Source organism: Rhodococcus sp. ZPP (assembly GCF_017656075.1).
GTDB lineage: Bacteria > Actinomycetota > Actinomycetes > Mycobacteriales > Mycobacteriaceae > Rhodococcus_F > Rhodococcus_F oxybenzonivorans.
Window position 1 is genome coordinate 5,242,586 of the sequence record NZ_CP058638.1, and the last position, 22,269, is coordinate 5,264,854.

General features: G+C 65.5%; 22 protein-coding genes and 1 tRNA gene. 15 read left to right on the forward strand and 8 right to left on the reverse strand.

Going from position 1 to position 22,269, the window contains the following annotated elements:
* The first annotated feature begins 306 nt into the window (after positions 1–306).
* Positions 307–828, forward strand: a complete 522-nt coding sequence (locus tag HYG77_RS24300; RefSeq protein WP_208960892.1) for a hypothetical protein — start codon at positions 307–309, stop codon at positions 826–828.
* A 91-nt stretch (positions 829–919) separates the two neighbouring features.
* Here HYG77_RS24300 and HYG77_RS24305 read toward each other — a convergent pair whose 3' ends face one another.
* On the reverse strand, positions 920–1,231 hold the full coding sequence (locus HYG77_RS24305; protein ID WP_208960893.1) for a pyrimidine/purine nucleoside phosphorylase: 312 nt from the start codon (positions 1,229–1,231) through the stop codon (positions 920–922).
* 142 nt (positions 1,232–1,373) lie between these two features.
* Between HYG77_RS24305 and HYG77_RS24310 the strand changes: the two genes are divergently transcribed.
* The 4 genes from HYG77_RS24310 to HYG77_RS39830 all read left to right on the forward strand — a co-directional run bounded on the left by HYG77_RS24310 (position 1,374) and on the right by HYG77_RS39830 (position 3,190).
* A complete protein-coding gene (locus HYG77_RS24310) occupies positions 1,374–2,033 on the forward strand; it encodes an acyl-CoA dehydrogenase family protein (protein ID WP_208960894.1) in 660 nt (219 codons plus the stop codon).
* On the forward strand, positions 1,952–2,215 hold the full coding sequence (locus HYG77_RS24315) for an acyl-CoA dehydrogenase C-terminal domain-containing protein (RefSeq protein WP_208960895.1): 264 nt from the start codon (positions 1,952–1,954) through the stop codon (positions 2,213–2,215). Before HYG77_RS24310 ends, HYG77_RS24315 begins: the two co-directional genes overlap by 82 nt.
* A 76-nt stretch (positions 2,216–2,291) precedes the next feature.
* Positions 2,292–2,891 (forward strand): MBL fold metallo-hydrolase, encoded by a 600-nt coding sequence (locus HYG77_RS24320; RefSeq protein WP_244373092.1) that lies wholly within the window; start codon positions 2,292–2,294, stop codon positions 2,889–2,891.
* A gap of 11 nt (positions 2,892–2,902) precedes the next feature.
* Positions 2,903–3,190 (forward strand): hypothetical protein, encoded by a 288-nt coding sequence (locus HYG77_RS39830; RefSeq protein WP_244373093.1) that lies wholly within the window; start codon positions 2,903–2,905, stop codon positions 3,188–3,190.
* Between the two features lie 344 nt (positions 3,191–3,534).
* Here the strand turns inward: HYG77_RS39830 and HYG77_RS24325 are convergent, their stop codons facing one another.
* From HYG77_RS24325 to HYG77_RS24350, 6 genes are all read right to left on the reverse strand, one after another.
* A complete protein-coding gene (locus tag HYG77_RS24325) occupies positions 3,535–4,140 on the reverse strand; it encodes a TetR/AcrR family transcriptional regulator (protein WP_208960896.1) in 606 nt (201 codons plus the stop codon).
* 237 nt (positions 4,141–4,377) lie between these two features.
* The gene (locus HYG77_RS24330; RefSeq protein WP_204164797.1) at positions 4,378–5,052 is read right to left on the reverse strand and encodes a hypothetical protein; all 675 of its coding nucleotides are present in this window, start codon (positions 5,050–5,052) and stop codon (positions 4,378–4,380) included.
* 153 nt (positions 5,053–5,205) lie between these two features.
* A complete protein-coding gene (locus tag HYG77_RS24335) occupies positions 5,206–5,841 on the reverse strand; it encodes a DUF2461 domain-containing protein (protein WP_109332300.1) in 636 nt (211 codons plus the stop codon).
* 70 nt (positions 5,842–5,911) lie between these two features.
* Positions 5,912–6,892, reverse strand: a complete 981-nt coding sequence (locus HYG77_RS24340) for a ribose-phosphate diphosphokinase (protein ID WP_109332289.1) — start codon at positions 6,890–6,892, stop codon at positions 5,912–5,914.
* Positions 6,889–8,388 (reverse strand): bifunctional UDP-N-acetylglucosamine diphosphorylase/glucosamine-1-phosphate N-acetyltransferase GlmU, encoded by a 1,500-nt coding sequence (gene glmU, locus HYG77_RS24345; protein ID WP_208960897.1) that lies wholly within the window; start codon positions 8,386–8,388, stop codon positions 6,889–6,891. Before glmU ends, HYG77_RS24340 begins: the two co-directional genes overlap by 4 nt.
* A gap of 78 nt (positions 8,389–8,466) precedes the next feature.
* Positions 8,467–8,537: transfer RNA gene (locus HYG77_RS24350), tRNA-Gln, on the reverse strand.
* Between the two features lie 238 nt (positions 8,538–8,775).
* Between HYG77_RS24350 and HYG77_RS24355 the strand changes: the two genes are divergently transcribed.
* The 9 genes from HYG77_RS24355 to HYG77_RS24395 all read left to right on the forward strand — a co-directional run bounded on the left by HYG77_RS24355 (position 8,776) and on the right by HYG77_RS24395 (position 20,957).
* Positions 8,776–9,390: a TetR/AcrR family transcriptional regulator gene (locus tag HYG77_RS24355; RefSeq protein ID WP_230990262.1), complete on the forward strand. Its 615-nt coding sequence runs from the start codon at positions 8,776–8,778 to the stop codon at positions 9,388–9,390.
* 114 nt (positions 9,391–9,504) lie between these two features.
* Positions 9,505–10,146 (forward strand): ScbR family autoregulator-binding transcription factor, encoded by a 642-nt coding sequence (locus HYG77_RS24360; RefSeq protein ID WP_208960898.1) that lies wholly within the window; start codon positions 9,505–9,507, stop codon positions 10,144–10,146.
* 276 nt (positions 10,147–10,422) lie between these two features.
* Positions 10,423–10,875 carry a GyrI-like domain-containing protein gene (locus HYG77_RS24365; protein WP_109332285.1) on the forward strand — a complete coding sequence of 151 codons (453 nt, stop codon included), beginning with the start codon at positions 10,423–10,425 and terminating at the stop codon, positions 10,873–10,875.
* Positions 10,876–10,882: 7 nt separating this feature from the next.
* A complete protein-coding gene (locus HYG77_RS24370) occupies positions 10,883–11,308 on the forward strand; it encodes a hypothetical protein (RefSeq protein WP_109332284.1) in 426 nt (141 codons plus the stop codon).
* Between the two features lie 206 nt (positions 11,309–11,514).
* Positions 11,515–12,285: a hypothetical protein gene (locus tag HYG77_RS24375; RefSeq protein WP_109332283.1), complete on the forward strand. Its 771-nt coding sequence runs from the start codon at positions 11,515–11,517 to the stop codon at positions 12,283–12,285.
* Complete coding sequence (locus tag HYG77_RS24380; protein ID WP_208960899.1) at positions 12,282–14,435, forward strand: Rv1355c family protein; 2,154 nt, start codon at positions 12,282–12,284, stop codon at positions 14,433–14,435. The genes HYG77_RS24375 and HYG77_RS24380 overlap by 4 nt, the downstream gene beginning before the upstream one ends.
* A gap of 11 nt (positions 14,436–14,446) precedes the next feature.
* A complete protein-coding gene (locus HYG77_RS24385) occupies positions 14,447–16,291 on the forward strand; it encodes an EAL domain-containing protein (protein ID WP_109332279.1) in 1,845 nt (614 codons plus the stop codon).
* A gap of 144 nt (positions 16,292–16,435) precedes the next feature.
* Entirely contained in the window at positions 16,436–20,086 is a 3,651-nt protein-coding gene (mfd, locus tag HYG77_RS24390; protein ID WP_208960900.1) for a transcription-repair coupling factor, read from the forward strand.
* Positions 20,087–20,090: 4 nt separating this feature from the next.
* Positions 20,091–20,957, forward strand: coding sequence for a MazG family protein (locus tag HYG77_RS24395; RefSeq protein WP_208960901.1), 867 nt, complete (start codon positions 20,091–20,093; stop codon positions 20,955–20,957).
* A 17-nt stretch (positions 20,958–20,974) separates the two neighbouring features.
* Here HYG77_RS24395 and HYG77_RS24400 read toward each other — a convergent pair whose 3' ends face one another.
* Entirely contained in the window at positions 20,975–21,166 is a 192-nt protein-coding gene (locus tag HYG77_RS24400) for a hypothetical protein (RefSeq protein ID WP_208960902.1), read from the reverse strand.
* Between the two features lie 309 nt (positions 21,167–21,475).
* Between HYG77_RS24400 and HYG77_RS24405 the strand changes: the two genes are divergently transcribed.
* Positions 21,476–22,249, forward strand: coding sequence for a lytic transglycosylase domain-containing protein (locus HYG77_RS24405; protein WP_204164796.1), 774 nt, complete (start codon positions 21,476–21,478; stop codon positions 22,247–22,249).
* Positions 22,250–22,269: the final 20 nt, after the last annotated feature.

Genomic DNA, 22,269 nt, shown 5'->3' on the forward strand with positions numbered 1-22,269 from the left:
CGAGCGTCGTCACCGGCAATCGGCAATGCGCTGCGGTCGTCGGCACCAGCCGGTCGGGCGAGAACGGGAATGTGGTGCGCCAGAATGTTATTGAAAGATTTCACCACTTGGGCGTCGACAAGATGGGCTTGAACCAATTCGCTGGTCGTGGTCTGCTCAGAGTCCAGCTCGGCGATCCGGCCATCGCGAGACGGGTAGTAGTTGATCGTGTCCCGTACCACCTTCCCGGCAAGTTGCTCGGCGGGCACCAGGTGGTGATATCGCCGCGCACCGCGCAGGGCCACGTGGAACACATTCTGACCAAGCTTGGATTCACCTCACGAACACAGATCGCAGGTCCGCGGCAAGCGCGACATCGAGAAGCACCTCAGCAGCCAGGCGGGCCTGAGAAGCCGCTTCTCGGAAGTTCGAATGCACTTGTGTGCTGACGAAAAGACCGTTCATCAAGATCAGAAGTTGGGTGGCCAGCGGCTCGGTCTGTTCGATGCCGGCTCCGGTGAGGTACCGCGCGAAGGTCTCGCGAACGAAGTTCTTGTGAGCCACCGCGATAACCGCGAAGTTGTGTTCCTGGTCGGTCATTTCCACCGCGACGTTGATGAATGTGCACCCTCGGTATTCCTGGTCCTCGACCAATCGTCCGAGGGAGTCGAACGCCTCAAGCGCGCGCTCCCAGCCGGTATCCCCGACCTGTTCCACTTCGCGTTCGAATTCGGCACGTACACGGCAGTCCTTGTCGACCAGGATCGCCTCGACCAGGCCCTCTTCGAACCGAAAATGCCGATAGAGAGTCTATGGTCGGGGTATGCGCTTCTTCGAGCAACCGATTGACCCCGACAGCGCGGATGCCTTCGGTGTACAACAGCTGCGCCGCGGCCATGAGGCGGTCCCGAGGCGCCAGGGCGCCGCTACCGCGGCCAGTTCAGCCGAAGTGGCAGACGTAGTGCAGCGTTGTCAGGACCTCGATCTCGAATGAGCTGTTGCCGGGGACGTTGAACGATTCGCCGCCGCGGTAGGTGAGAGTGTCGGTCTGGCCGGCGAGCGTGACCTTGCATTCGCCGTCTATCAGTTCCATGATTTCCGGCGCGGCAGTGTTGAACGTCAGGGTCGAGGGCTGGATAACACCGACCGACTTGGAAGTGCCGTCGGCGAGCTCAATGTTGTAGCTCACGCACTTGCCGTCGAAGTACACATTGGCCTTCTTGGCCACGCTGACGTTCTCGAACCGCGCCATGATCTCTTTCCTGAGGTGATGAAAGGTGGAGTCGTCAGCGTACGTGACGCTGGTCGACCGCTCGGACGGCGGGCACGAGTGCGATCTTCGCGACCCGACAAGCCGGTGGCGCCCGTCCTCAACGATGGAAAGTGGAAGGTCTGTGGCGACTACGCGCGGATCGCATGGACCAGTCGTCTTTCACGACATCGGGCTCGACTATGCGCAGCAGCGAGTGCAGGGCACGGTGGTCGGACGACCGTCGGGTACCCCTATCGCCGAGCATCCCGACGTTGCTCGCCTGCTGACATCGATGTCGAGTTCTATTTCGGCGATGCGCGCTTTCTCGATGCAGGTCGCCGAGTGGTTGGACCGCTGGCAGCGCACCGACTCGTCCGACGCCGCGGAGCTCGCCGAGTTCTGTGTGCCGATCCTCAAGGCCTGGTTCACCGAGGAAGCCGTCCGCATCGCCTCCGACGGGGTCCAGGTATACGGCGGATTGGGTTTCATCGAAGAAGCGGGTGCGGCGCAACACTATCGCGATGCTCGGATCATGCCGATCTACGAGGGCACTACCGCTATCCAGTCCAATGATCTGCTCTGCCGCAAACTGATTCGCGATGGGGGAGTGACTGCGCGACGCTTGTTCGATCAGATCGACTCCAACATCGGATCGCTTCGGGTGATCGAGCAGCCGGTGGCGGCGCGTACGGCGAACGGCTCGATCGCGCCCTGCAGACCGTGCGTGACGCCACCGAGACACTTCTGTCTCACGCGGCGAAGAATCCTCGTGACGCCTACGCCGCCTCGGTTGATTATCTGACAATGCTGAGCCTTCTCGTCGGGGCGTGGATGCACGGCCGCATCGTCGCGGCTGCGCTCGCCCACCCCGAAAAGTCCATCGCCGACCAGCAGCGCCTGACCGAGGCCGACTTCTACGGCGCCCATCATCTCAGCCGCGTTCATTCGCTGGCCGAGGCGATACGCGCAGGTGAAATCGGATGATCGGCCGCACTTGAACAGATCCCCGGCAGCACCGAAAAGCCCCAGAATGAAGAACTCACAGAAAGCACGAATATCCGTGAGCGACCTCGCGATCGATGTCTATACCAGCCAAATGTTCGAACTGCCCGGTGGTGGTTCGTTCTCGCCCACCACCTCCACCCTGATCACCGGGCCGACCGAAGCGATACTCGTCGACATCCAGTTCCTGGCCACCGACGGCGACGAGATGATCGTGCAGATCGAGGACTCGGGCACGCGGCTTACCACGGTCTTCATCACCCACGGCCACTTCGACCACTACTTCGGTCTCGAGCGGCTGCTGAACCGATTTCCCGAAGCCCGCGCGGTCGCAGTACCGGCCGGGGCGAAATCCATCGCCACCAACCTCGAGAGTGATCGCGCCTACGTCCGCGATTTCTTCGGCGGTCAGGCCCTCGACAACGCCGCGGTACCCGAACCGCTCGACAACTTTGTCCTCCCCGTCGATGGCACGGAAATGCCGGCCATCGAGATCGAGCAAGCCGACACCTCGCCCACCGCGATCATCCATATCCCTACCCTGCACACGGTGATCGCCGGAGATGTCGTCGTCTACAACGGTGTCAATCTCATGCTGGCAATGACCAACCGGAACGACTGGCCGGCGTCGCCAGCGTCGATTACCTCGCCTCGCTGAACCCCACCACGGTGTTCGCCGGACACAAGCGCCCCGAACTCGACGACCCGGCCGCGTGCATCGACGAAACGCGTGAATACCTGCAGGAATTCGTCGCCGACGTCGATGATCTGGAGAACGCACGCGAACTGGTCGCGCACATGCAATCGCGTTTCCCGGACCATGCCAACCCCTCGACGCTGGTCGTGTCGGCGGTGACGGCATTCGAACAGAAGAAGAAAACACGTGACGCCGGCATCGCCTGTGCATGCCAGTTGACGACTCGGCCGACTCGGTGCCTCTTACGCCTCGCGCGCTGAGATCGCCTCGGTGGACGCGTAATCACCCCCGCGTCCGCCGAATGCTGCTGCGCTACGTGAGGATCCGATGGCCCGCGACCAAGCGAAACCGTGACGACTAGCGACAAGCCGACCGAGGTGGCTGGCGCGCTCCACTACGCAATTTCCCAAGTATGTATGTTCGTGAACGGTGTGCATCGGTTCGCGCCAGCCATTCCGCTGATTGCCCAGTCTGAAGCCGCGGTAGGTGCGCAACTACACCGCGCGCCGCGGACCGGGCGTCCCAGGCTCACGATAACCCTCTGTCGGGTACCCCCGTCGCGGCAACCGAGAGGAGCGCCCGAAAGTTCTGCGGAAAGCGTTGATCAGGCCGAGGAATCGACGATGCCGGCGGCGTCGAGCAGGGTGCCGGCCGTCTCGACAGCGAGGCAGTCGAGGCGCTCTGCCTGAACGACGGAGCGGGCGCTGGCTCCGTCCAAAACGAGAGTGAGCTGTCGGGCCAGCCGGGCGGGGTCGTTCGCACCGCCGCGCTCGGCCTCCTGCTCGAAGAACGAGGTCAGCTTGTCCTTCTGCCGTCGGGCGACCACACTCGCCGGATGCTCGGGCGCCTTGACTTGGATGGCCGCCGCAACGAACGGGCATCCACGAAACTCGTGTGTCCGCTCCAGGTCCTCGAATCGTTCGAAAACCTGCAGTATCCGTGCCCGCGGCGAACCGTCGTCGTCGGCAGGCAACAGCGAGCCCTGATAGTCCGGTGCCGTGCGCTCGAGCAGGCTGGCGGCGACCAGGTCATCCTTGCTGTCGAACAGCTGGTACATCGACCGCTTGGACACACCGGCCGCTCGGCACACAGCGTCGACGCCGATATGGACGCCCTGCTCGTAAAACAGCTTCGCTGCGGCGTCGAGTAACCGGTCGCGCGAGGAGGCGGTAACGGCGCCCGACGCAGACGGGGATGTAGTCGGGGGCATAGTCGAAGGCTACTCCTCGACTTGCGCCTTGGAAACCGGTCTGTTTCCTCCGTATGGAGGCGGCCGGCTGGCTGATCTGCCCGGACGACCTCACTTCCGCGATCGGTCTGATCGGACAAAGTCCCGTGCCTGGGCAATGATCGGCCTTCACGGCGGTGGGGACACGACGCTTGGCCTCGCGAGTCTCATGGCCACGCGCCCGGCGTCCGCAATGGGCTTACCGTCTTGGCGTGAGTTCTACCGTCCGGCGGCGATCCGGGCCTTCTCGAGCGCGGCGAGAGTGCGGAGCACGGTGGCGCGCTGCTTCTCGAGGTCGCTGAGGCGGGCGCGTGCCGCCAACCCGACGGGTTCGCCGATCTGGCTCATCTGGGCGTCGATCGACGTGAGCTGCTCGAGGAGTCCGGTCACCCGGGTTTCGAGTGCGGCGACGTCCACGGAGTCGGTGCGCACGGGTGCCACGGGCGGGGTGGTCGAGCTGCGGGGCGAGCTCGGGCGACTCGACGTGGACGGCGAGGACGTTCCGGAGTGGGCCGAAGTGCGAGTCTCCGAGACGACGCTGGCGGCCCGGGGGCGCAGCGCCTTGCGCACGGCCGCGGGGTCGGGAAGCTCGGACAGCTTCACCTCGTTCAGTTCACGACGTGCATCGCGGGCCTTGACACGGTGTTCGCGCTCTTCGTCGTCGTCCGACTGCAGCGTGCCACCGAGGGGGCGCAGACCGTACATGCCGAGGAAGCGCCGGGCTTCGTCGATCACGGTCTCCTTCTCGCGGCAAGCGCCACAGCGAGGTTCGTTGCGGAACATCTCGACTGCATGGTCGTCTCCGCACCAGACGCAAGCCCCCGGCGACCAACGCCGGACGTTTCGAATTGCACCGATATCGATAGGGCCCGAGAGAGTTTGCGCGTCGATCACGACGAGCCACAGTAGGGCACTGCGAGCCCGGGCGTCACATTGCCCCTCGGGCGACCTGCGCTTCTGCGAGCGGGCGTGACGAAGATCATGTTCGCCCTCGGGTGAGGGGGTGCAATCGCTGTGTGCTGCACTACTTTTCCCGACCAGTAAGTTTCATTCGCCCGCGCCGATCACCGTGGTCAGCCACTCGACAAGTGGCCGCATCTCGCGCCACGCTGCGCGCACTTCCTGCGCGGTGCGCGGACTGTCGATCCAGTCGGGGGAGAGGTATTTCTTGCTCGCGGTCAGCGATTTGTGGCGCATCAGTTCGAGACGCGGGTGATCCTCGGCAACGCCACGAGGCCGCGTTTTCAGTGTGTCGCCGCCGATCTCGTATCCCGACGACTGCAGCTTCTTCACGAGCCGCACCAACTGGCGTCCCCGGCGGTCGTCGTCGACGGCGTCGCGGAACCGGGTGACTTGAACGGGCGTGTGCGAGTAGAAGCCTCCCGCGACGAACAAGCCCGATGCATCGATCTGCACGTAGAAGCCGACTCCCGGGCGCGTTTCGACGAAGCCGCCCTGATGGGTCTTGTACGGGGTCTTGTCCTTCGAGAAGCGGACGTCGCGGTAGGGGCGGAACACCTTGCCCGCGCCGAACTCGTCCTCGAGTTCGGCCAGCAACGCCGTCATGGGTGCCCGCACTACGTCGTCGTACACCGCTTTGTGCGCGGTCCAGAAGCTCTTGCTGTTGTCTGCCTCGAGATCCTCGTAGAAGTCGAGTGCAGCGATAGGTATCCCGGTGAACACGACAGAAGGCTACGCCTGTGAGTGGTTGACGAGTCCAGGGACTCGTCAACCACTCACGGGCGCGGAGCGCCTAGGCGTTGCCGTTGAACAGGGAGGTCACCGAGCCGTTCTCGAATACTTCCTTGATGGTGCGCGCGAGGAGCGGAGCGATCGACAGCACCGTCAGCTGCGCGAACTTCTTCGACTCGTCGATCGGGAGGGTGTTGGTGACGATGACTTCCTTGGCGCCACACGCTGCGAGACGCTCGGCGGCGGGATCGGAGAGCACACCGTGGGTGGCGGCGATGATCACATCCCCGGCACCGGCCTCCTTCAGGATCTTCACGGCGCCGGCGATGGTTCCACCGGTGTCGATCATGTCGTCGATGAGGATGCAGGTGTGGCCTTCGACCTCACCGACCACACGGTTCGACTTCACCTGGTTGGGCACCAGCGGGTCGCGGGTCTTGTGGATGAACGCCAGCGGGGCGCCGCCGAGGGTGTCGGCCCACTTCTCGGCGACACGGACGCGACCGGAGTCGGGGGAGACGACGGCGATGTTCTCGGTGCCGTAGTTGCCGCGGATGTACTCGGCCAGCTGTCCCTGGGCGTGCATGTGATCGACGGGTCCGTCGAAGAAGCCCTGGATCTGATCGGTGTGCAGGTCGACTGTGATGATGCGGTCGGCGCCGGCCGTCTTGAGCAGGTCTGCGACGAGGCGAGCGGAGATGGGCTCACGTCCGCGGTGCTTCTTGTCCTGGCGCGCGTACGGGTAGAAGGGCAGCACCGCGGTGATGCGCTTGGCCGATCCACGCTTGAGCGCATCGATCATGATCAGCTGTTCCATCACCCAGGTGTTCAGCGGGGCCGGGTGGCTCTGCAGCACGAAGGCGTCGGAGCCGCGCACCGACTCTTCGAAGCGGACGAAGATCTCACCGTTTGCGAAGTCACGAGCAGTCTGCGGAGTGACCCGCACATCGAGCTCCTTCGCCACCTGCTCGGCCAGCTCCGGATGCGCGCGACCAGAAAAAAGCATGAGGTTCTTCTGGTTGTCGATCCAATTCGCGGTCACTGCTCTATGCCATCCTTTAAATCTTGCTTGTCGGTTTCGTGCAGGTCGGAACTGTGAGGATGTTCCGCGGCAGACGCCGCCTCGGCGGCGGCGGTACCTGGCCGGTTGCGTTGCACCCAGCCGTCAATATTGCGCTGCTTCCCACCGGAGACGGCGAGCGCCCCCGGGGGTACGTCGTACCGCAGCACGGTGCCGGCTCCGGTGTAGGCACCGTCGCCGACCTGTACCGGAGCGACGAACATGGTGTCCGATCCCGTCCGGACATGCGACCCCACCACGGTACGGCTCTTGGCGACGCCGTCGTAATTGACGAACACACTGGACGCTCCGATGTTGCTGTGCTCGCCGATCGTGGCATCCCCGACGTACGTCAGGTGAGGAACTTTGGAATGCGCTCCGATCTCGGCGTTCTTCGTCTCGACGAAGGCGCCGAGTTTGCCGGACTCGCCGAGTACGGTGCCCGGGCGCAGGTAGGAGAAGGGGCCGACGGTGGCGCGGGCACCGATGTGTGCCTCGGTGCCATGGGTGCGTATGACGCTCGCTCCCTCGCCGACGGACACGTCGGTGAGCGTGGTGTCGGGGCCGATCACCGCATCTTCGCCCACCGTGGTGGTGCCGTGCAGCTGGACTCCGGGGTGAAGGGTGACATCACGCCCGAGTGTGACGCCTACGTCGATCCAGGTGCTGGCCGGATCGACGACGGTGACTCCGTCGCGCATCCACCTCTCCACGGTGCGCCGATTCAGTTCGGCGGCGAGCTGCGACAGTTGCACGCGGTCGTTGGCGCCGCCTACTTTCGCGGCATCCGTCAGGTGGGCGGCGACCACGGGCTTACCGGCCTCGCGGGCAATCTTCACGACATCGGTCAGGTACAGCTCGCCCTGCGCGTTGTCCGCGTTCAGCCGACCGAGGGCTGTGCGCAGGAATTCGGCGTCGAAGGCGTACACGCCGGAGTTGACCTCCGTGATCGCTGCCTGCTCCGCGGTAGCGTCCGCCTGCTCGACGATGTGGGTGATCTCGCCGTCGGACCGCCGGACGATTCGCCCGTATCCGGTGGGTTCGGGAGCGGTGAAGGTCAGCACGGTGACGGCCGTGGGGGCCGTCCCGCCGCGATGGCGCTCGAGAAGCGCCCGCAAGGTGTCGCCGTCCAGCAGGGGTACGTCGGCGGCGGTGACCAGCACGGTCCCCTGGAAGTCAGCGGGTAGCGCAGACAGGCCGCAGTCGACGGCGTGCCCGGTCCCGTTCTGCTCTTCCTGGACGGCGACGGCGATCGCGCGGCCGAGCGAGGCTTCCAGGGTGGTGACCGCGGCGGCGACACGCTCCCGATCGTGACCGACCACGGTGACGAGATGCGTGGGGTCGACTTCGGCGGCCGCGTGGAGGCAGTGAGCCAGCATCGTGCGTCCCCCCAGGGTGTGCAGTACCTTGGGGATCTTCGACCGCATCCGGGTTCCTGCACCGGCGGCGAGGACGACCACGGCGGTCTGCACTGGCATGAAGCTCCCTCTGGTCGTTCCACTCTTGCTGCTCTCTGGGCAGCCCGGCCCGGACAGCGCGCTGCGCTTCAGGCTTCGCTCCGCCGCCAGGACTCGAACCTGAACTATCTGAACCAAAATCAGAGGTGCTGCCATTACACTACGGCGGATTGCCGCACTCGCGGGGTGTCACGCCCGTTTGCGCGAGAGAATCCTCGCATGCCGACCCGCCGTAGGTCGAACCGCTCCGGAAATTTGTTTCGGGCGTCCCGATAGAGTGGGTGCTACCTGCAGCGTTCTGCGCTGCCCGCGGCACTTGTTCCGTCGCGCGTGTGAGGAAAGGATGGTGCCTCGGTGCCCCGACCCACCGAAGTGGATGCGACCCCGGCGCGGGTGGCGCGCACCCGGATGACCGGCACTCAACGCCGCGAGCAACTGATCGAGATCGCACGCGCCCTCTTTGCCGAGCGGGGTTACGAGGCCACCTCGATCGAGGAGATCGCGCAGCGCGCGCACGTCTCCAAGCCGGTCGTGTACGAACATTTCGGTGGCAAGGAAGGCCTCTACGCGGTGGTCGTGGACCGGGAGATGTCGCGGTTGCTCGACATGATCACGTCCTCGCTGAAGCAGAACCGTTCCCGCGTGCGGGTCGAGCGGGTGGCGCTCGCCCTGCTCACCTACGTCGAGGAGCACACCGACGGCTTCCGGATTCTGGTGCGGGATTCGCCGATGGCTGCGCCGGACGGCACATATTCGAGTCTTCTGAACGAGGCCATCGGTCAGGTGGGGCACATTCTCGCCGGTGACTTCTCGCGGCGGGGATTCGATCCGGACCTCGCCCTGCTCTACGCGCAGGCGTTGGTCGGCATGGTGTCGACCACTGCGACCTGGTGGCTCGACGAGCGCACGCCGTCCAAGGAGGTGGTGGCCGCACATCTGGTCAACCTCTGCTGGAACGGTTTGACCAACCTGGAAGCAGACCCGCAGCTCGGATCGGACAGGCCACAGCCTCCTGTCGGGTGAACGGGTTCTCATTTCCCGACGCGCGGTCCAACACCGTCAGCCTCGAGCGTGGCGGGTGTTAGGGTTCGCAGCAGTTGTGTGCCCCCTCGGAGGGGTTGGTCGGGGAGGCAATCGATGGCGAGACAGGTTCGTGCAGAGGTCACTCGGGCATCAGTCCTGATGGCCGCGGCCGACGTGTTCGTGCGCCTCGGGTATGCGAATGCGGGCCTCAACGAGATCATCGAACAGTCCGGTGTCACCAAAGGTGCCCTGTACTTTCACTTCAGTTCCAAGGAGGACCTCGCCCGCGGCGTGATCGACGAAGGTCAGGTCCGGCTCACTGCAGGAGTCACTTCCGTGAGCGACGGGCCCACGCCCGCGCTGGAGGCGCTCGTCGCACTCTCCTACGTCGCGATAGAGGCGGCCAGTGCTGATCCGATCGTGGCGGCGATGCTGCGACTTCAGCACGAAATAGGCGATTACCAGGGCACCGACGGCAATGTGGTGACCGCGTGGCAGCAGGCTTTCGAGCGACTCGTCGGCAGGGCCGTCGACGAGGGCGACATTCGCACGGAAGAGGACGTCGCCCCCGAGACGCTCGCGACGTTTTTGCTCGGCTCGCTGTTGGGCACCCATGTCGTTGCCACTGCGACCAACGCGTTCGACGAACTTCCGCGTCGCATGGAGCGCGTCTGGTACTTCATTCTTCCCGGGCTCGTGGATCCGTCCAAGCTCGTGTACTTCCGCCAGTTCGCGTCGCGTCGACTACTTCGTTGACAGGGGCAGGGGGAGTTGACCGGGACAGGGGAGTGGTTCCGCCAATGCCGAAGTATCCCAAGAGTGTTATGTGTGTCACATCCTCCTCTGGTAGGAAAAGACGCCACTACAGTGCAGTGGACCCGCGGTCGGGGGCTCGGGTGATTTCGGAACCAATGAATCACCGCTCCCGGCCCGGCAATGTATGGTTGAAGTCCGTTCGCCTGAATGCAGGTGGAGCGAAAAGCGATAGTGTCGTTGTAAGCCCAGTGCGCCGATGATGCCGGAGGGTGCCCGATGCCGTTCGTCATCGTCGAACGTGAAGAAACGCTAGTTGCCGGATTGGCCGTGCGTAGTCCGAAACGTGCACTCGGTGAGGCGCGTGATCCAGCTCTCGAGAAGACGTGGTCCACGCTGCTCGCGCAGAACGTGGACCGCCCGCTTGCCTCCGCCTACGTCGACCACGCAGCCGACATCAATTCGTATTACACCCAGATCGTCGGGTACCAATGCTCCTCGCTCGACGAGGTGAAGCGGGGACACATCGTGTCCCGGCTGCCCGCGGGCACGTATGCCAAGTTCTCGTCGGTGGGAACCTTTCCCGACTTGTTCGACGCGCTGTGGGGGCAGATTCGTGAAGCGGAAGAGTTGAAACAGATCGAACGGTCCTTCACGGGCGATTTCGAGTTCTACCCGCACGCCTTCGGAATCGATCTGTATGTGGCCATAGTGCCACCCGCTACGAGGTAGGGCCGCAATGACTTTCGAGATCGTCAAGCGTGAGGCAGCCGACTTCGGTGGATTGGTGCTTCCGCGTAGGGAATTGGGCTCGACGGTGCATGCCACCGACCTGATGAAGTTCACCCGGGAGCGCATCCATCAGCGCGGAATCGACGATCTGACCACCGTCTATGTGGCCGTTCCCGACCTCGGGTGGAGCGCGGTCGTCGGATACCGGTGTGCCGGACTGGATGACCTCGCGATCGGCGACGTGCTGGTCCGTGTGCCTGCCGGATACTTTGCCAAGTTCCTGCCGGACGGCCGGTCGTCCGATCCGATCGAGGATGTGTGGCTTCAGGCTGAAATAGCCGAGAAGGAAGGGCGCATCGAACGCGCCTTCACGGAAGAGGTTGAGTCTCTCCGTTCCCCGAGCAGCGTGGAGTTGTTCATTTCGCTGGCGTAATCCCAGAGTCGGTTATTGCCGGAAAAGACGGACCTGCAGTTTGTTTCAGGTCCGCTTTGTGGCATCGCAGGTGACAAATGGCTGGTGAGCGCGGAAAATAGCTCACTGCGGGACTGTGACCGGTGATCGTGTGTCCAGTTCTTGGGGTCTCTCGTAACCCGTGAGTCCCTCGGAACTGCTGCACCGACTCACGATGGGACACACCAATGCCTGTGAAGCAATTGTCGAAATCGCCCTACGAACTTCGCTCGACCGACACACCGCTGGACCGAACTCTGAGCGTCTGGGATGCACGATCTCAGTGCCGTTTCGTTGCAGCCAGGCCGTCGGCCGAGCCGCAACTCTGGGAAGCATATCTCGAGGGAGCGAAGGATGGCTATCGGAGGTACGGTGCCGAAAAGGCACTCGAGTACAGCCGGATTCGACACGGTGACACCACGGCGGTGTTCTTCGTCGCGCTGGATGCGGACGGTTCGGTGGCCGCGGGGGTGCGGGCACAAGGACCCTACGTCGTCGCAGGTGAGGCACACGCAATAACGGAATGGGCGGGCCATCCCGGTGCCCCGGAGGTTCGTCGGATGATCGAGGATCGGTTACCGTTCGGGGTCGTGGAGGCGAAGGGCGCCTGGGTGTCGGTGAATGCGTCTCACCGGGGAGAACTGGGTGTGGCGCTCGGCCGTTTCGCGGCGTATTCGATGGACCTTCTCGACGCGCAGTTCATGCTCGCCACGGCTGGCACCCACGTGCTGGCGACGTGGGCTTCCTCCGGCGGCGTGGTGGCCGACCATATTGCGCCGGTGCCGTATCCGGATGACCGCTACGAGACGCGGCTGATGTGGTGGGATCGGAGGAGGCGCCGGGGCCACGCCGAATCCTTGCAGTTGGCCCAACTACTGCTCACGACGTCCCGACCGGCGCCTTCGATGGCGCCGGAGACCATCGGAAGCGTCGTCCGGCCGATGCGGAGCGTGTCGTGAACGATTTTCGCGGTGACTATGCCGCACTCGTCCTCGACGAGGCGGTTCCCGACGATGCGGAACTGCTGGAGCTTCTCCGGCAGGATCCGGCCGTGCTGTTCGTCGATCGGCTGGAACTGCAGCGGACGAATCTCCGCAGCCTCGTACCGGCCCCCGGGCCGGAGGTGATCGAGGAGCGTCCCGTCTGGGCCTACTATTCGTGGCGCAGAACGGTGGTACGTCTCCTCGGTCCGGTGTCGTTTCGGTTGCTGCGACTGGACAGGAACCGGAACAAGATCACGGCCGAGCAGCAGGACCTGTTACGGGGCGTGACCGTGGGGATCGTCGGCCTCAGTGTCGGGCACGCGGTGGCGCTCGCTCTCACCCTGGAAGGCGCATGTGGTGCTCTGCGGCTCGCGGACTTCGACACCATGGAACTGTCGAACCTGAACAGGGTGCCCGGAACGGTGCTCGACCTCGGCGTGAACAAGGCGGTGGTGGCCGCCCGTCGGCTCGCCGAGATCGACCCGTACGTGGATGTGTCTCTGTGGGAAGACGGCGTGAGCACCGACACGGTGGCGGCGTTCCTGGACGGCACCGACGTCGTGATCGACGAGTGCGATTCCCTCGACGTCAAGTTGTCGCTGCGGCAGGAGGCGCGTCGCAGGCGGCTCCCCGTTCTGATGGCCACCAGCGACAGAGGGCTGGTCGATGTCGAACGTTTCGACCTCGAACCGGAGCGTCCGCTCTTCCACGGGGTGCTCGGGGACGTCGACGTCGATTCGCTGTCCGGTCTGGGGGCCCGGGAGAAGATCCCCCTGGTATTGCGCATCCTCGATGCCGGTCAGCTGTCGACGGCGATGGCGGCCTCGCTGGTAGAGGTGGACGAAACCATCTCCACCTGGCCTCAGCTGGGCGGTGACGTGCTGCTCGGTGGCGCCCAGGTGGCCGCGGCGGTACGGCGGATCGGGCTCGGACAGCCCCTCGCGTCGGGGCGGTGCCGCATGGACCTCGACGAGCACCTCGACACCCTGTCCGAGCCGGCGACCTCCGAGCCGGTGTTCGCGGCGGCGGAATCTGCGGACGCAGGAGGCACTGCGCCCCTCGACGCAGTGGCCCCGGTGGACGCAGTGGACGCAGTGCTCGAGTCCGCGGCCCTCGCGCCGTCCGGTGGCAACGTTCAACCGTGGAAGATCGTCGCGGACGACGAAGCGCTCAGCTTCTTCCTGGCTCGAGAGCACACTACCGAGATGGACGTCGGCTACCGCGGGAGTCTGGTGGCTATCGGAGCGGCACTGCACAACGCCCGAATCGCCGCGGCAGCGTCCGGGATCCTCGGCGACGTGCGGCTCCACGGCGGTACCGACCCGGGGCGACCGGTTGCCACGATGACGTTCGCCGACGGCCACGACCCCGACCTTGCCCGCCGGTACATGCACATGCGCGAGCGCACGACCAACCGGAATATGGGCGTGCCCGCCGGCCTCGACAGTGCACTCGCGGCTTGCCTGGTGGAGGACGCCGAGAAGGAAGCGGGACGGCTGCGCCTGGTCACCGAGCGAGCAACCGTGACGTCGATCGGTGAGATTTTGGCGGAGTCCGACCGCATTCGGTTCCTGACTCCGACCTTGCACCGGGAAATGATCGACGAATTGCGCTGGCCACCCGCTGATCCGGTCGACGTGGGAATTGATGTCCGCGCTCTCGAGCTCGACTCCGCGGAATTGTCGACGCTGGAGTTGCTCCGTCGACCCGACGTGATGGAACACGTGGGCGGGCAGGACGGGGGCCGGGCGCTCGGCAATTCCACTCGCGACCGGGTGTCGTCCAGTTCGGCGATCGCGGTGCTCTCGGTGTGCGGCCGAGACGCGGCGGACTACGTGCGGGGGGGACAGGCCACCGAGAGTGTGTGGATCACGGCGCAGCAGCACGGGCTCGCGGTGCAACCCATCTCACCGGCGTTTCTCTATGGTGTGGAGCGGGCGGAGTTCGAGCAATTGTCGCCGCGCTATGCCAGGTCGCTGGAGGGTCTTCGACGCGAACTCGTCGACCTGGTCGGAGTGGGAGAGGAGGAGTCGCTGATCATGGTGCTGAGATTGAGTCATGCCCCAGCGCCTTCGGTGCGCAGTGGGCGTCGACGGGACCGGACAGGACGGCGGACGACGTCGTGACAGGAGGCGCAGTGCCTACCGAGAAGCACGCCGAGAAGCTCGACACCCTCGTGACGACCGTCGCGTCACGGCTCACGCCCGTGGATGCGGTGTCCTTCGTGCCCGTCGCCAAGCTGGTCCTCCAAGACCTGGTCGAGCACTTCGAGGTGGATACCTGTTTCCTTCGCTTCAACGACCACGAACTCGGGGCAACCGTACTGGTGGCCGAATACCCCCCGCGCCCGCACATCCCCGAACCGGACCCGATCGGGGTGGTGTACTTCAAGGATGCGGATCCGATGTTCGCGCTGACCGAGCATCAGAAGGAAGTGGTCATCACCCGTCCGGAGGTGTCCGGGCCCGACTACAACGACCGTGTTCGGGAGGCGTCCGGAGTACCCGAGGTGTCGCTCGCGGCCGTTCCGTTGCTGTCGGGGGAGACGACGACGGGCACCCTCGGGTTCATCAAGTTCGGCGATCGCGACTGGACGCCTGCCGAGGTCGATGTCCTCAAGGCTATCGCCGCTCTGCTCGCACAGGTGCAGGCGCGTGTCGCCGTCGAGGAACAGTTGCGGTACTCGGCCGATCACGACTCCCTCACCGGGCTCAGTAACAGGCGCGCCCTCTACAGCCATCTCGACGCGCGGTTGAGTTCTGCGGATCCGGGCCCGGTGGCCATCCTGTTCCTCGACCTCGACCGGTTGAAGCCGCTCAACGACTTCTTCGGCCACGGGGCCGGTGACGGATTCATCTCCACGATCGCGGATCGGCTTCGGGCGAGCTGCGCACCCGACGACCTCGTCGCACGCCTCGGTGGTGATGAATTCGTCCTCGTCCTCGGCGGGTCCGTCGACCTCGCGGAAGCGGAACTGCGGGCACAGCACATCCGCGACGTGGTGACCGAGCGGGTGCGGCTCGGGCGCGAGGTGGTCAGTCGCAGCGTCAGTATCGGGGTCGCGGTAGGGCATCCGGGCAAGGTGACGACGGGCGCACTGCTCAGCCGGGGCGACCAGGCGGTCATGGCCGCGAAAACCAAGGGCGGCAACGCTATCAGCGTGTTCACCGAGGAGATGCAGGCGGAAAGCGAAAAGCGCAACCTGATCGAGTTGAGCTTGCGCGGCGCCATCGCCGACGGGTCGCTGTTCCTCGAGTATCAGCCGGAGGTCGACCTGAGCACCGGTCGCATCATCGGGGTCGAGGCGTTGGTGCGCTGGCATCATCCGTTCCTGGGCTTGCTGCAGCCGGTGTCGTTCATCGATGTCGCCGAGGCGACCAACCTGGCCGGGGAACTCGGTCGCTGGGTCATCAGAACCGCATGTGCGCAGTGGTCACGGTGGAGTAGCCAGGCACCAGGCCTGGATCTCACCCTTCGCGTCAATGTCTCACCCGGACAGCTGGCCGGGCTGGACTTTCTCGACGTGGTCGCGAGTGCGCTGAAGGAGTTCGATCTGCGACAGGGTGCCTTGTGTCTGGAGATTACCGAGAATGCGGTGCTGAGTGACCTCACCCGAACTCGGGAGGCCCTCGACGGTCTGCACGAGCTGCACGTCGAGGTGGCGATCGACGACTTCGGTACGGGCTTCAGTTCGCTGAGTCACCTCAAGGCGCTCCCCGTCGGGACGCTCAAAATCGACCGGGGTTTCGTCATGAATCTGGACAAGAACCCGGAGGACAGGGCAATCGTGAAGTCGATCGTCGGGCTGGCCGAGTCGTTCGGTCTCGAGCTGGTGGCGGAGGGGGTCGAGAACGCCGAGGCGGCCCGAGCGCTCATCGACCTGGGCTGCCACCGAGGTCAGGGGTTCTTGTTCAGCCGCCCGGTGTCCGGGGCGGCGATCGGTGCACTGCTGGTCAAGGGCAGTATCGACGTCGCGATCTGACGGCCGTTCCTGTTTGCCCGGCCAGAGGGCAGACAGAATCCGCATGTCGCCGGGATCGACTAGGCTGGCTCAGTCCGCAACTGGCCGAGCACCTCGGCCCGAGCTGTTCGCCGGCAGTTCGTCATCACTGCTCAGGAGTTGTCGTTGTCTTCCCCGCTCATCGCCGCCGAGCCCTCGTCCGCTAGAACTCCGCTCGCCGGCCTGGCACGGATCGCTCTGGCCGACGGCGTCATCGCGCAAGTGGCCGAGGTACTCGGACGCAGTCATCTCGACATCGTCGCTCCCGGGCCCGTCCGCCCGTTCGTGGCCGCGGCGCTCGCCGAGCGCACCCACTTGTTGCTGGTCACCGCCACCGGCCGCGAGGCCGACGACCTCACCGCCGAGCTTCAGGAGATGATCGGCGACGCCGTCGCCCAGTTCCCGTCGTGGGAGACCCTGCCGCACGAGCGGCTGTCACCGACGGCCGACACCGTCGGCAAGCGCATCGAGGTTCTCCGCCGGCTGGCCCGCCCGGACGACGTCTCGTACGGTGCGCCGTTGCGGGTGATCGTCACCACGGTGCGCTCCCTCGTGCAGCCCATGGCACCCGGCCTCGGCGAGATCGAACCGATCACCCTGCGGGTGGGCGTCGAGCACGATTTCGACGGACTCGTCCAGCGGCTGGTCGAAATGGCGTACACCCGCGTCGACATGGTCGGCAAGCGCGGGGAGTTCGCCGTCCGCGGTGGCATCCTCGACCTGTTCTCGCCCACCGCGGACCACCCCGTCCGCATCGAGTTCTGGGGCGACGAGGTCACCGAGCTCCGCGCCTTCTCGGTGGCGGACCAGCGGTCACTTCCCGAAGTCGAACTCGACGCGGTGATAGCGCCGCCGTGTCGGGAGCTCATCCTCACCCAGGACGTGCGTGATCGTGCGGCGCAACTCGCGGCCGACAATCAAGCCGACGCCGCTCTCGTGGAGATGCTCGACAAGATGTCGGCGGGCATTCCGGTGGAAGGCATGGAAGCTCTGCTGCCGGTGCTGCGGCCGGGCCAACTGCAGCTCCTCACCGATGTGCTGCCGGACGACGCCCACATCCTGCTGTGCGATCCCGAGAAGGTCAGGACCCGTGCCACCGATCTCGTGCGCACCGGTCAGGAGTTCCTGGAGGCCTCGTGGACGGCCGCCTCGATCGGCGCTGACGCACCGCTCGACGCGTCGGCGTTGAAAGGGGGCGGTATCGACCTCGGTGCCTCCGCCTATCGTTCGCTGCGCCAGGTCCGGGACTCGGCGGAGGCCAGTGGCCGCCCCTGGTGGACTCTGAGCCCCCTCGCGTCGGGAAACGGTGAAGAACTCGAACTGGCGGTCACCGCGGCGCCCCAGGTGCGCGGATCCGACGATCTGCTGGCCGAGTTGTTCGTGTCCCTGCGTGCCCACGTGAGCACTGGTGGTCGCGCTGTCGTCGTCGTACCCGGTGCAGGCACCGCACACAGGGTTCTCGAGCGGCTGCATGAGGCGGAAGTCCCCGCTGCCGAACTCACGGCGGGCGGGGAGCCGCCGCGCGGGCAGGTGGCGGTGCTCCGTGGGGCGCTGCACGAGGGGCTCGTGCTGCCGGGTGACGACTCGACACCCGGACTGGTCATCGTCACCGAGTCCGATCTCACCGGTAACCGGGTTGCCGCCGTCGGCGACGGCAAGAGACTGCCCGCCAAGCGCCGCAATCAGGTGGATCCGCTCGCACTGACAGCGGGCGACATGGTCGTGCACGACCAGCACGGCATCGGACGATTCGTCGAGATGGTCGAGCGCACCATCGGCGGCGCGCGACGTGAGTACCTCGTGATCGAGTACGCCGCGAGCAAGCGTGGTCATCCCGGTGACCGCCTGTTCGTCCCCATGGAATCCCTCGATCAGCTGTCCCGTTATGTCGGCGGTGAGCTTCCCGCCCTGAGCAAGCTCGGCGGCTCCGACTGGGCAAACACCAAACGCAAGGCGCGCAAGGCAGTTCGCGAGATCGCCGGCGAACTCGTCCAGCTCTATGCGGCGCGTCAGGCGGCGCCCGGCCACGCATTCGGGCCGGACACACCGTGGCAGAAGGAGATGGAGGACGCGTTCGCGTTCACCGAGACGGTCGATCAGCTGACGGTGATCAGCGAGGTCAAGGCCGACATGGAGAAGGCGGTCCCGATGGACCGCGTCGTCATCGGTGACGTCGGATACGGCAAGACCGAGATCGCGGTACGTGCGGCCTTCAAGGCGGTGCAGGACGGCAAGCAGGTGGCAGTGCTGGTGCCCACCACGCTTCTCGCGCAACAACATTTGCAGACGTTCACCGAGCGGATGGCAGCATTCCCGGTGAAGGTGCGCGGACTGTCCCGATTCACCGACCCCGGCGACTCCAAGGAGATCATCGCTGGGATGGCGGACGGCGAAATCGACGTGGTGGTCGGAACACACCGGCTGCTGCAGACCGGGGTCCGGTGGAAGGACCTCGGCCTCGTGATCGTCGACGAGGAGCAGCGCTTCGGTGTCGAGCACAAGGAGCACATCAAGGCGCTGCGTACGCACGTCGACGTGCTCACCATGTCTGCCACACCGATTCCGCGAACCCTCGAAATGAGTATGGCCGGCATCCGCGAGATGTCGACGATTCTGACGCCACCGGAGGAACGGCACCCGATCCTCACCTACGTCGGTGCGTACGCCGACAAGCAGGTCGCCGCGGCAATCCGACGGGAACTGCTCCGCGACGGTCAGGTCTTCTACGTCCACAACCGGGTGAGCTCCATCGACAAGGCAGCGCAACGCATCCGCGAGCTGGTGCCGGAAGCACGGGTTGCGGTGGCCCACGGTCAGATGAACGAGGACACGCTCGAGCGGACGGTGCAGGGCTTCTGGGAACGTGACTTCGACGTCCTGGTGTGTACCACGATCATCGAGACGGGCCTCGACATCTCCAATGCCAACACGCTCATCGTGGAACGCGCCGACTCCCTGGGTCTCTCCCAGCTGCACCAGCTACGCGGGCGGGTGGGGCGTAGCCGCGAACGCGGGTACGCGTACTTCCTGTATCCGCCCGAGAAGCCGCTCACCGAAACGGCGTACGACCGGCTCGCCACCATTTCGCAGAACTCGGACCTCGGCGCCGGCATGGCAGTGGCGATGAAGGACCTCGAGATCCGTGGCGCCGGAAATGTGCTGGGGGCAGAACAATCGGGTCACGTCGCGGGTGTCGGTTTCGACCTGTACGTGCGCCTGGTCGGTGAAGCCGTCGAGGCCTTCCGTGCAGCAGCGGACGGAAGGCCCGTCACTACGGAGGACGCGCCCAAGGAGGTCCGGATCGACCTCCCCGTCGACGCGCACATCCCTCCCGACTACGTCACCAGCGACCGGCTGCGGCTCGAGGGGTATCGCAAACTCGCCGCGGCGACGGATCATGCCGGCATTGCCGCTGTCGTGGACGAGCTCGTCGACCGGTACGGTCCGATGCCCGAAGAGGTACGCCGGCTGGTCTCCGTGGCCAAGCTGCGCCTGCTGTGCCGGGAGTACGGTCTCGAGGAGGTCGCGGTGGCCGGCACTCAGCTGAAGATCGCACCGATGCCACTGCCAGACTCGAAGCAGTTGCGCCTCAAGCGGATTTATCCGAGCGCCCAGTACCGGGCCACCACCGGAATGGTCCAGCTGCCTCTGCCGCGGGCCGGCTCGGGAGGTATCGGCGCCGACCGCGTACGCGACGTGGAGCTGTTGCAGTACATCGCCGACTTCATCGTCGCGCTCGACGGTAAGGCTGCCGGTTCCGTGGTGATGGAGGCCTGACCCTATGACGGTGATCCTGCTCGACCCCCTTCGGCCGACAATGATCCCGATGGAAGCCCTCGGGGTGATCGGCGACGGCGTGCAGGTCACCGACGAGGTCCCCGACGGCGTCCGGCAGTTCCTCACTGTCGTGCCGAAGTCGGATGTCTTGGTCACCACCGATCGCGAGCACCCCGCCGTTCGCGCCCGCGTGGCAGGGGGAGACAGCGTCATCTCGGCACCGAAACTATTGGGAGACAACCTGGTCGAGGCCGCCGAGGTGATGGACCGGCTCTGGGGTTACGGAGGCTGGGAAGTGACGCAAACCCATCGCAGCCTCGCGCACTATCTCGTGGAGGAGACTTACGAGGTGCTCGACGCAATCGAGTCTTCCGATACCGGTGAGCTGCGAGAAGAACTGGGCGACCTACTGCTGCAGGTGCTGTTCCATGCGCGGATCGCGTCGGCGTCGGGGAACTTCGACGTCGATGACGTGGCCGCCACTCTCGTAGCCAAACTCGTCCACCGCAGTCCCCATCTCAGCGAAGACGTCGTCGGCCCCGTCGACATCGCGGAGCAGGAACGTGCATGGGAGCTCCGGAAGGCGGCCGAAAAAGCCCGCGAATCGTGCCTCGACGGCATCGCGCTCAGCCAGCCCGCCGCGTCCCTTGCGGCAAAAGTGATGGCCAAAGCAGCGAAGGCGGGGTTGCCGACGGAGTTGATACCCGCCGAACTCGAGGCCGCACTCCACGCCCAGGCGGACGCGGAGACAACGCTGCGCGCGGTGACGGACGAGTTCATCGCGCGCATCCGTGCCGCCGAAAAAGCTGCCCGCGCCGAAGGCACCCAGGTACTCCAGCCGGGGGACTGGTCCGTCCACTGGCCGGCCTGATTCCCGTGTCCGCGGACCTAGTGCCTGCGCCGCAGCGGCGAGAGGGTCTGTGACGCGAACGACAGCGGCGCGGATCGGCAGCCGAGTTCGCACGCCCGGCGGACCCGGGCCACCACGGTCGCAGGGTCGTCCAGGTGTTTCCACGTCCAGCGGGCGACAGCGACCCCGGTCGCCCGGAGGTCGTCCTCGCGAAGCTTCTCCAGCCGCACCGACTCCGACTCCGAGCGTGTCGGGTGCAGCGAGTACTTCGGTGGAGCTCACCGTCGGTATAGCCGTGATCGAGTGCCGTGCAGCGTCGGACGAGTCCCGCCGGTTCCGAATCCATGCAGTCAGAGTGCCGGTACTCAGGGGAGGGCGGAAGGTGCGGGTCGCGGGTTGTGGATAACTCCCGACATCCGCGGACCCAGTGTGCGCGTCGCGCCCGCGCGGAGCGTTGCGACTCGTACACAAGTGGCGCGGATTGTGCTTCCAGCACGCGCGGGATTCTCGGACTACCGCTCCGTCATATGGATGATGGAATGGTGACCCGTTATCCCGCTGCGCCGAAGCGTCGTTCTCGATGGCCCCGAACCCTGATCGCCTTTCTCGCGGCGCTGGTGGTCGTGACGGTTGCCTACGGTGCCTGCTCGCGTGAGCAGGAGCCGCGTGTCGCGATACCGGAGGGCATCCCGCCTGGTCCGGGTGCGCCCACTCCGCCGATCGACATCGAGGCGCCGGGGCGTAGTGCCGACCAACTGCGCGGTTGGTCGGCAGAGTTGACGGACGCCGTGGGTATCGGCACAACCGCACTCGAGGCGTACGGCTACGCCGCGGCCGTTCTCGCCGCCACCGCTCCCGAATGCGGGATCGGGTGGACCACTCTCGCCGGAATCGCGAGCGTGGAGAGCAGGCACGGCACCCATCGGGGTTCCTCCGTCGCTCCGACCGGGCAGGTGACCCCGGAAATCCGCGGCATTCCCCTCGACGGAGGCCCAGGTGTGGCGGAGATTCCCGACACCGACCGTGGCGAATGGGATGGCGACCCCGTGCACGACCGGGCTATGGGTCCGCTCCAGTTCATTCCGGAAACGTGGAAGAGATGGGGCGTCGACGCCAACGGTGACGGTGTGGCCGATGCCGACAACATCGACGACGCGGCCCTGACGGCAGCCCGCTACCTGTGCGCCCGCGGCGGTGACCTCACCGAACCGGAAGGGTGGCAGTCGGCGCTGATGGCGTACAACCTGTCCGGCGAGTACCTCACCCTCGTGCGTGACCGGGCGTCGGCGTACTCGGTGGGAGTCCGTCCGTAACCTCGTTTCCGGCCGGTCCA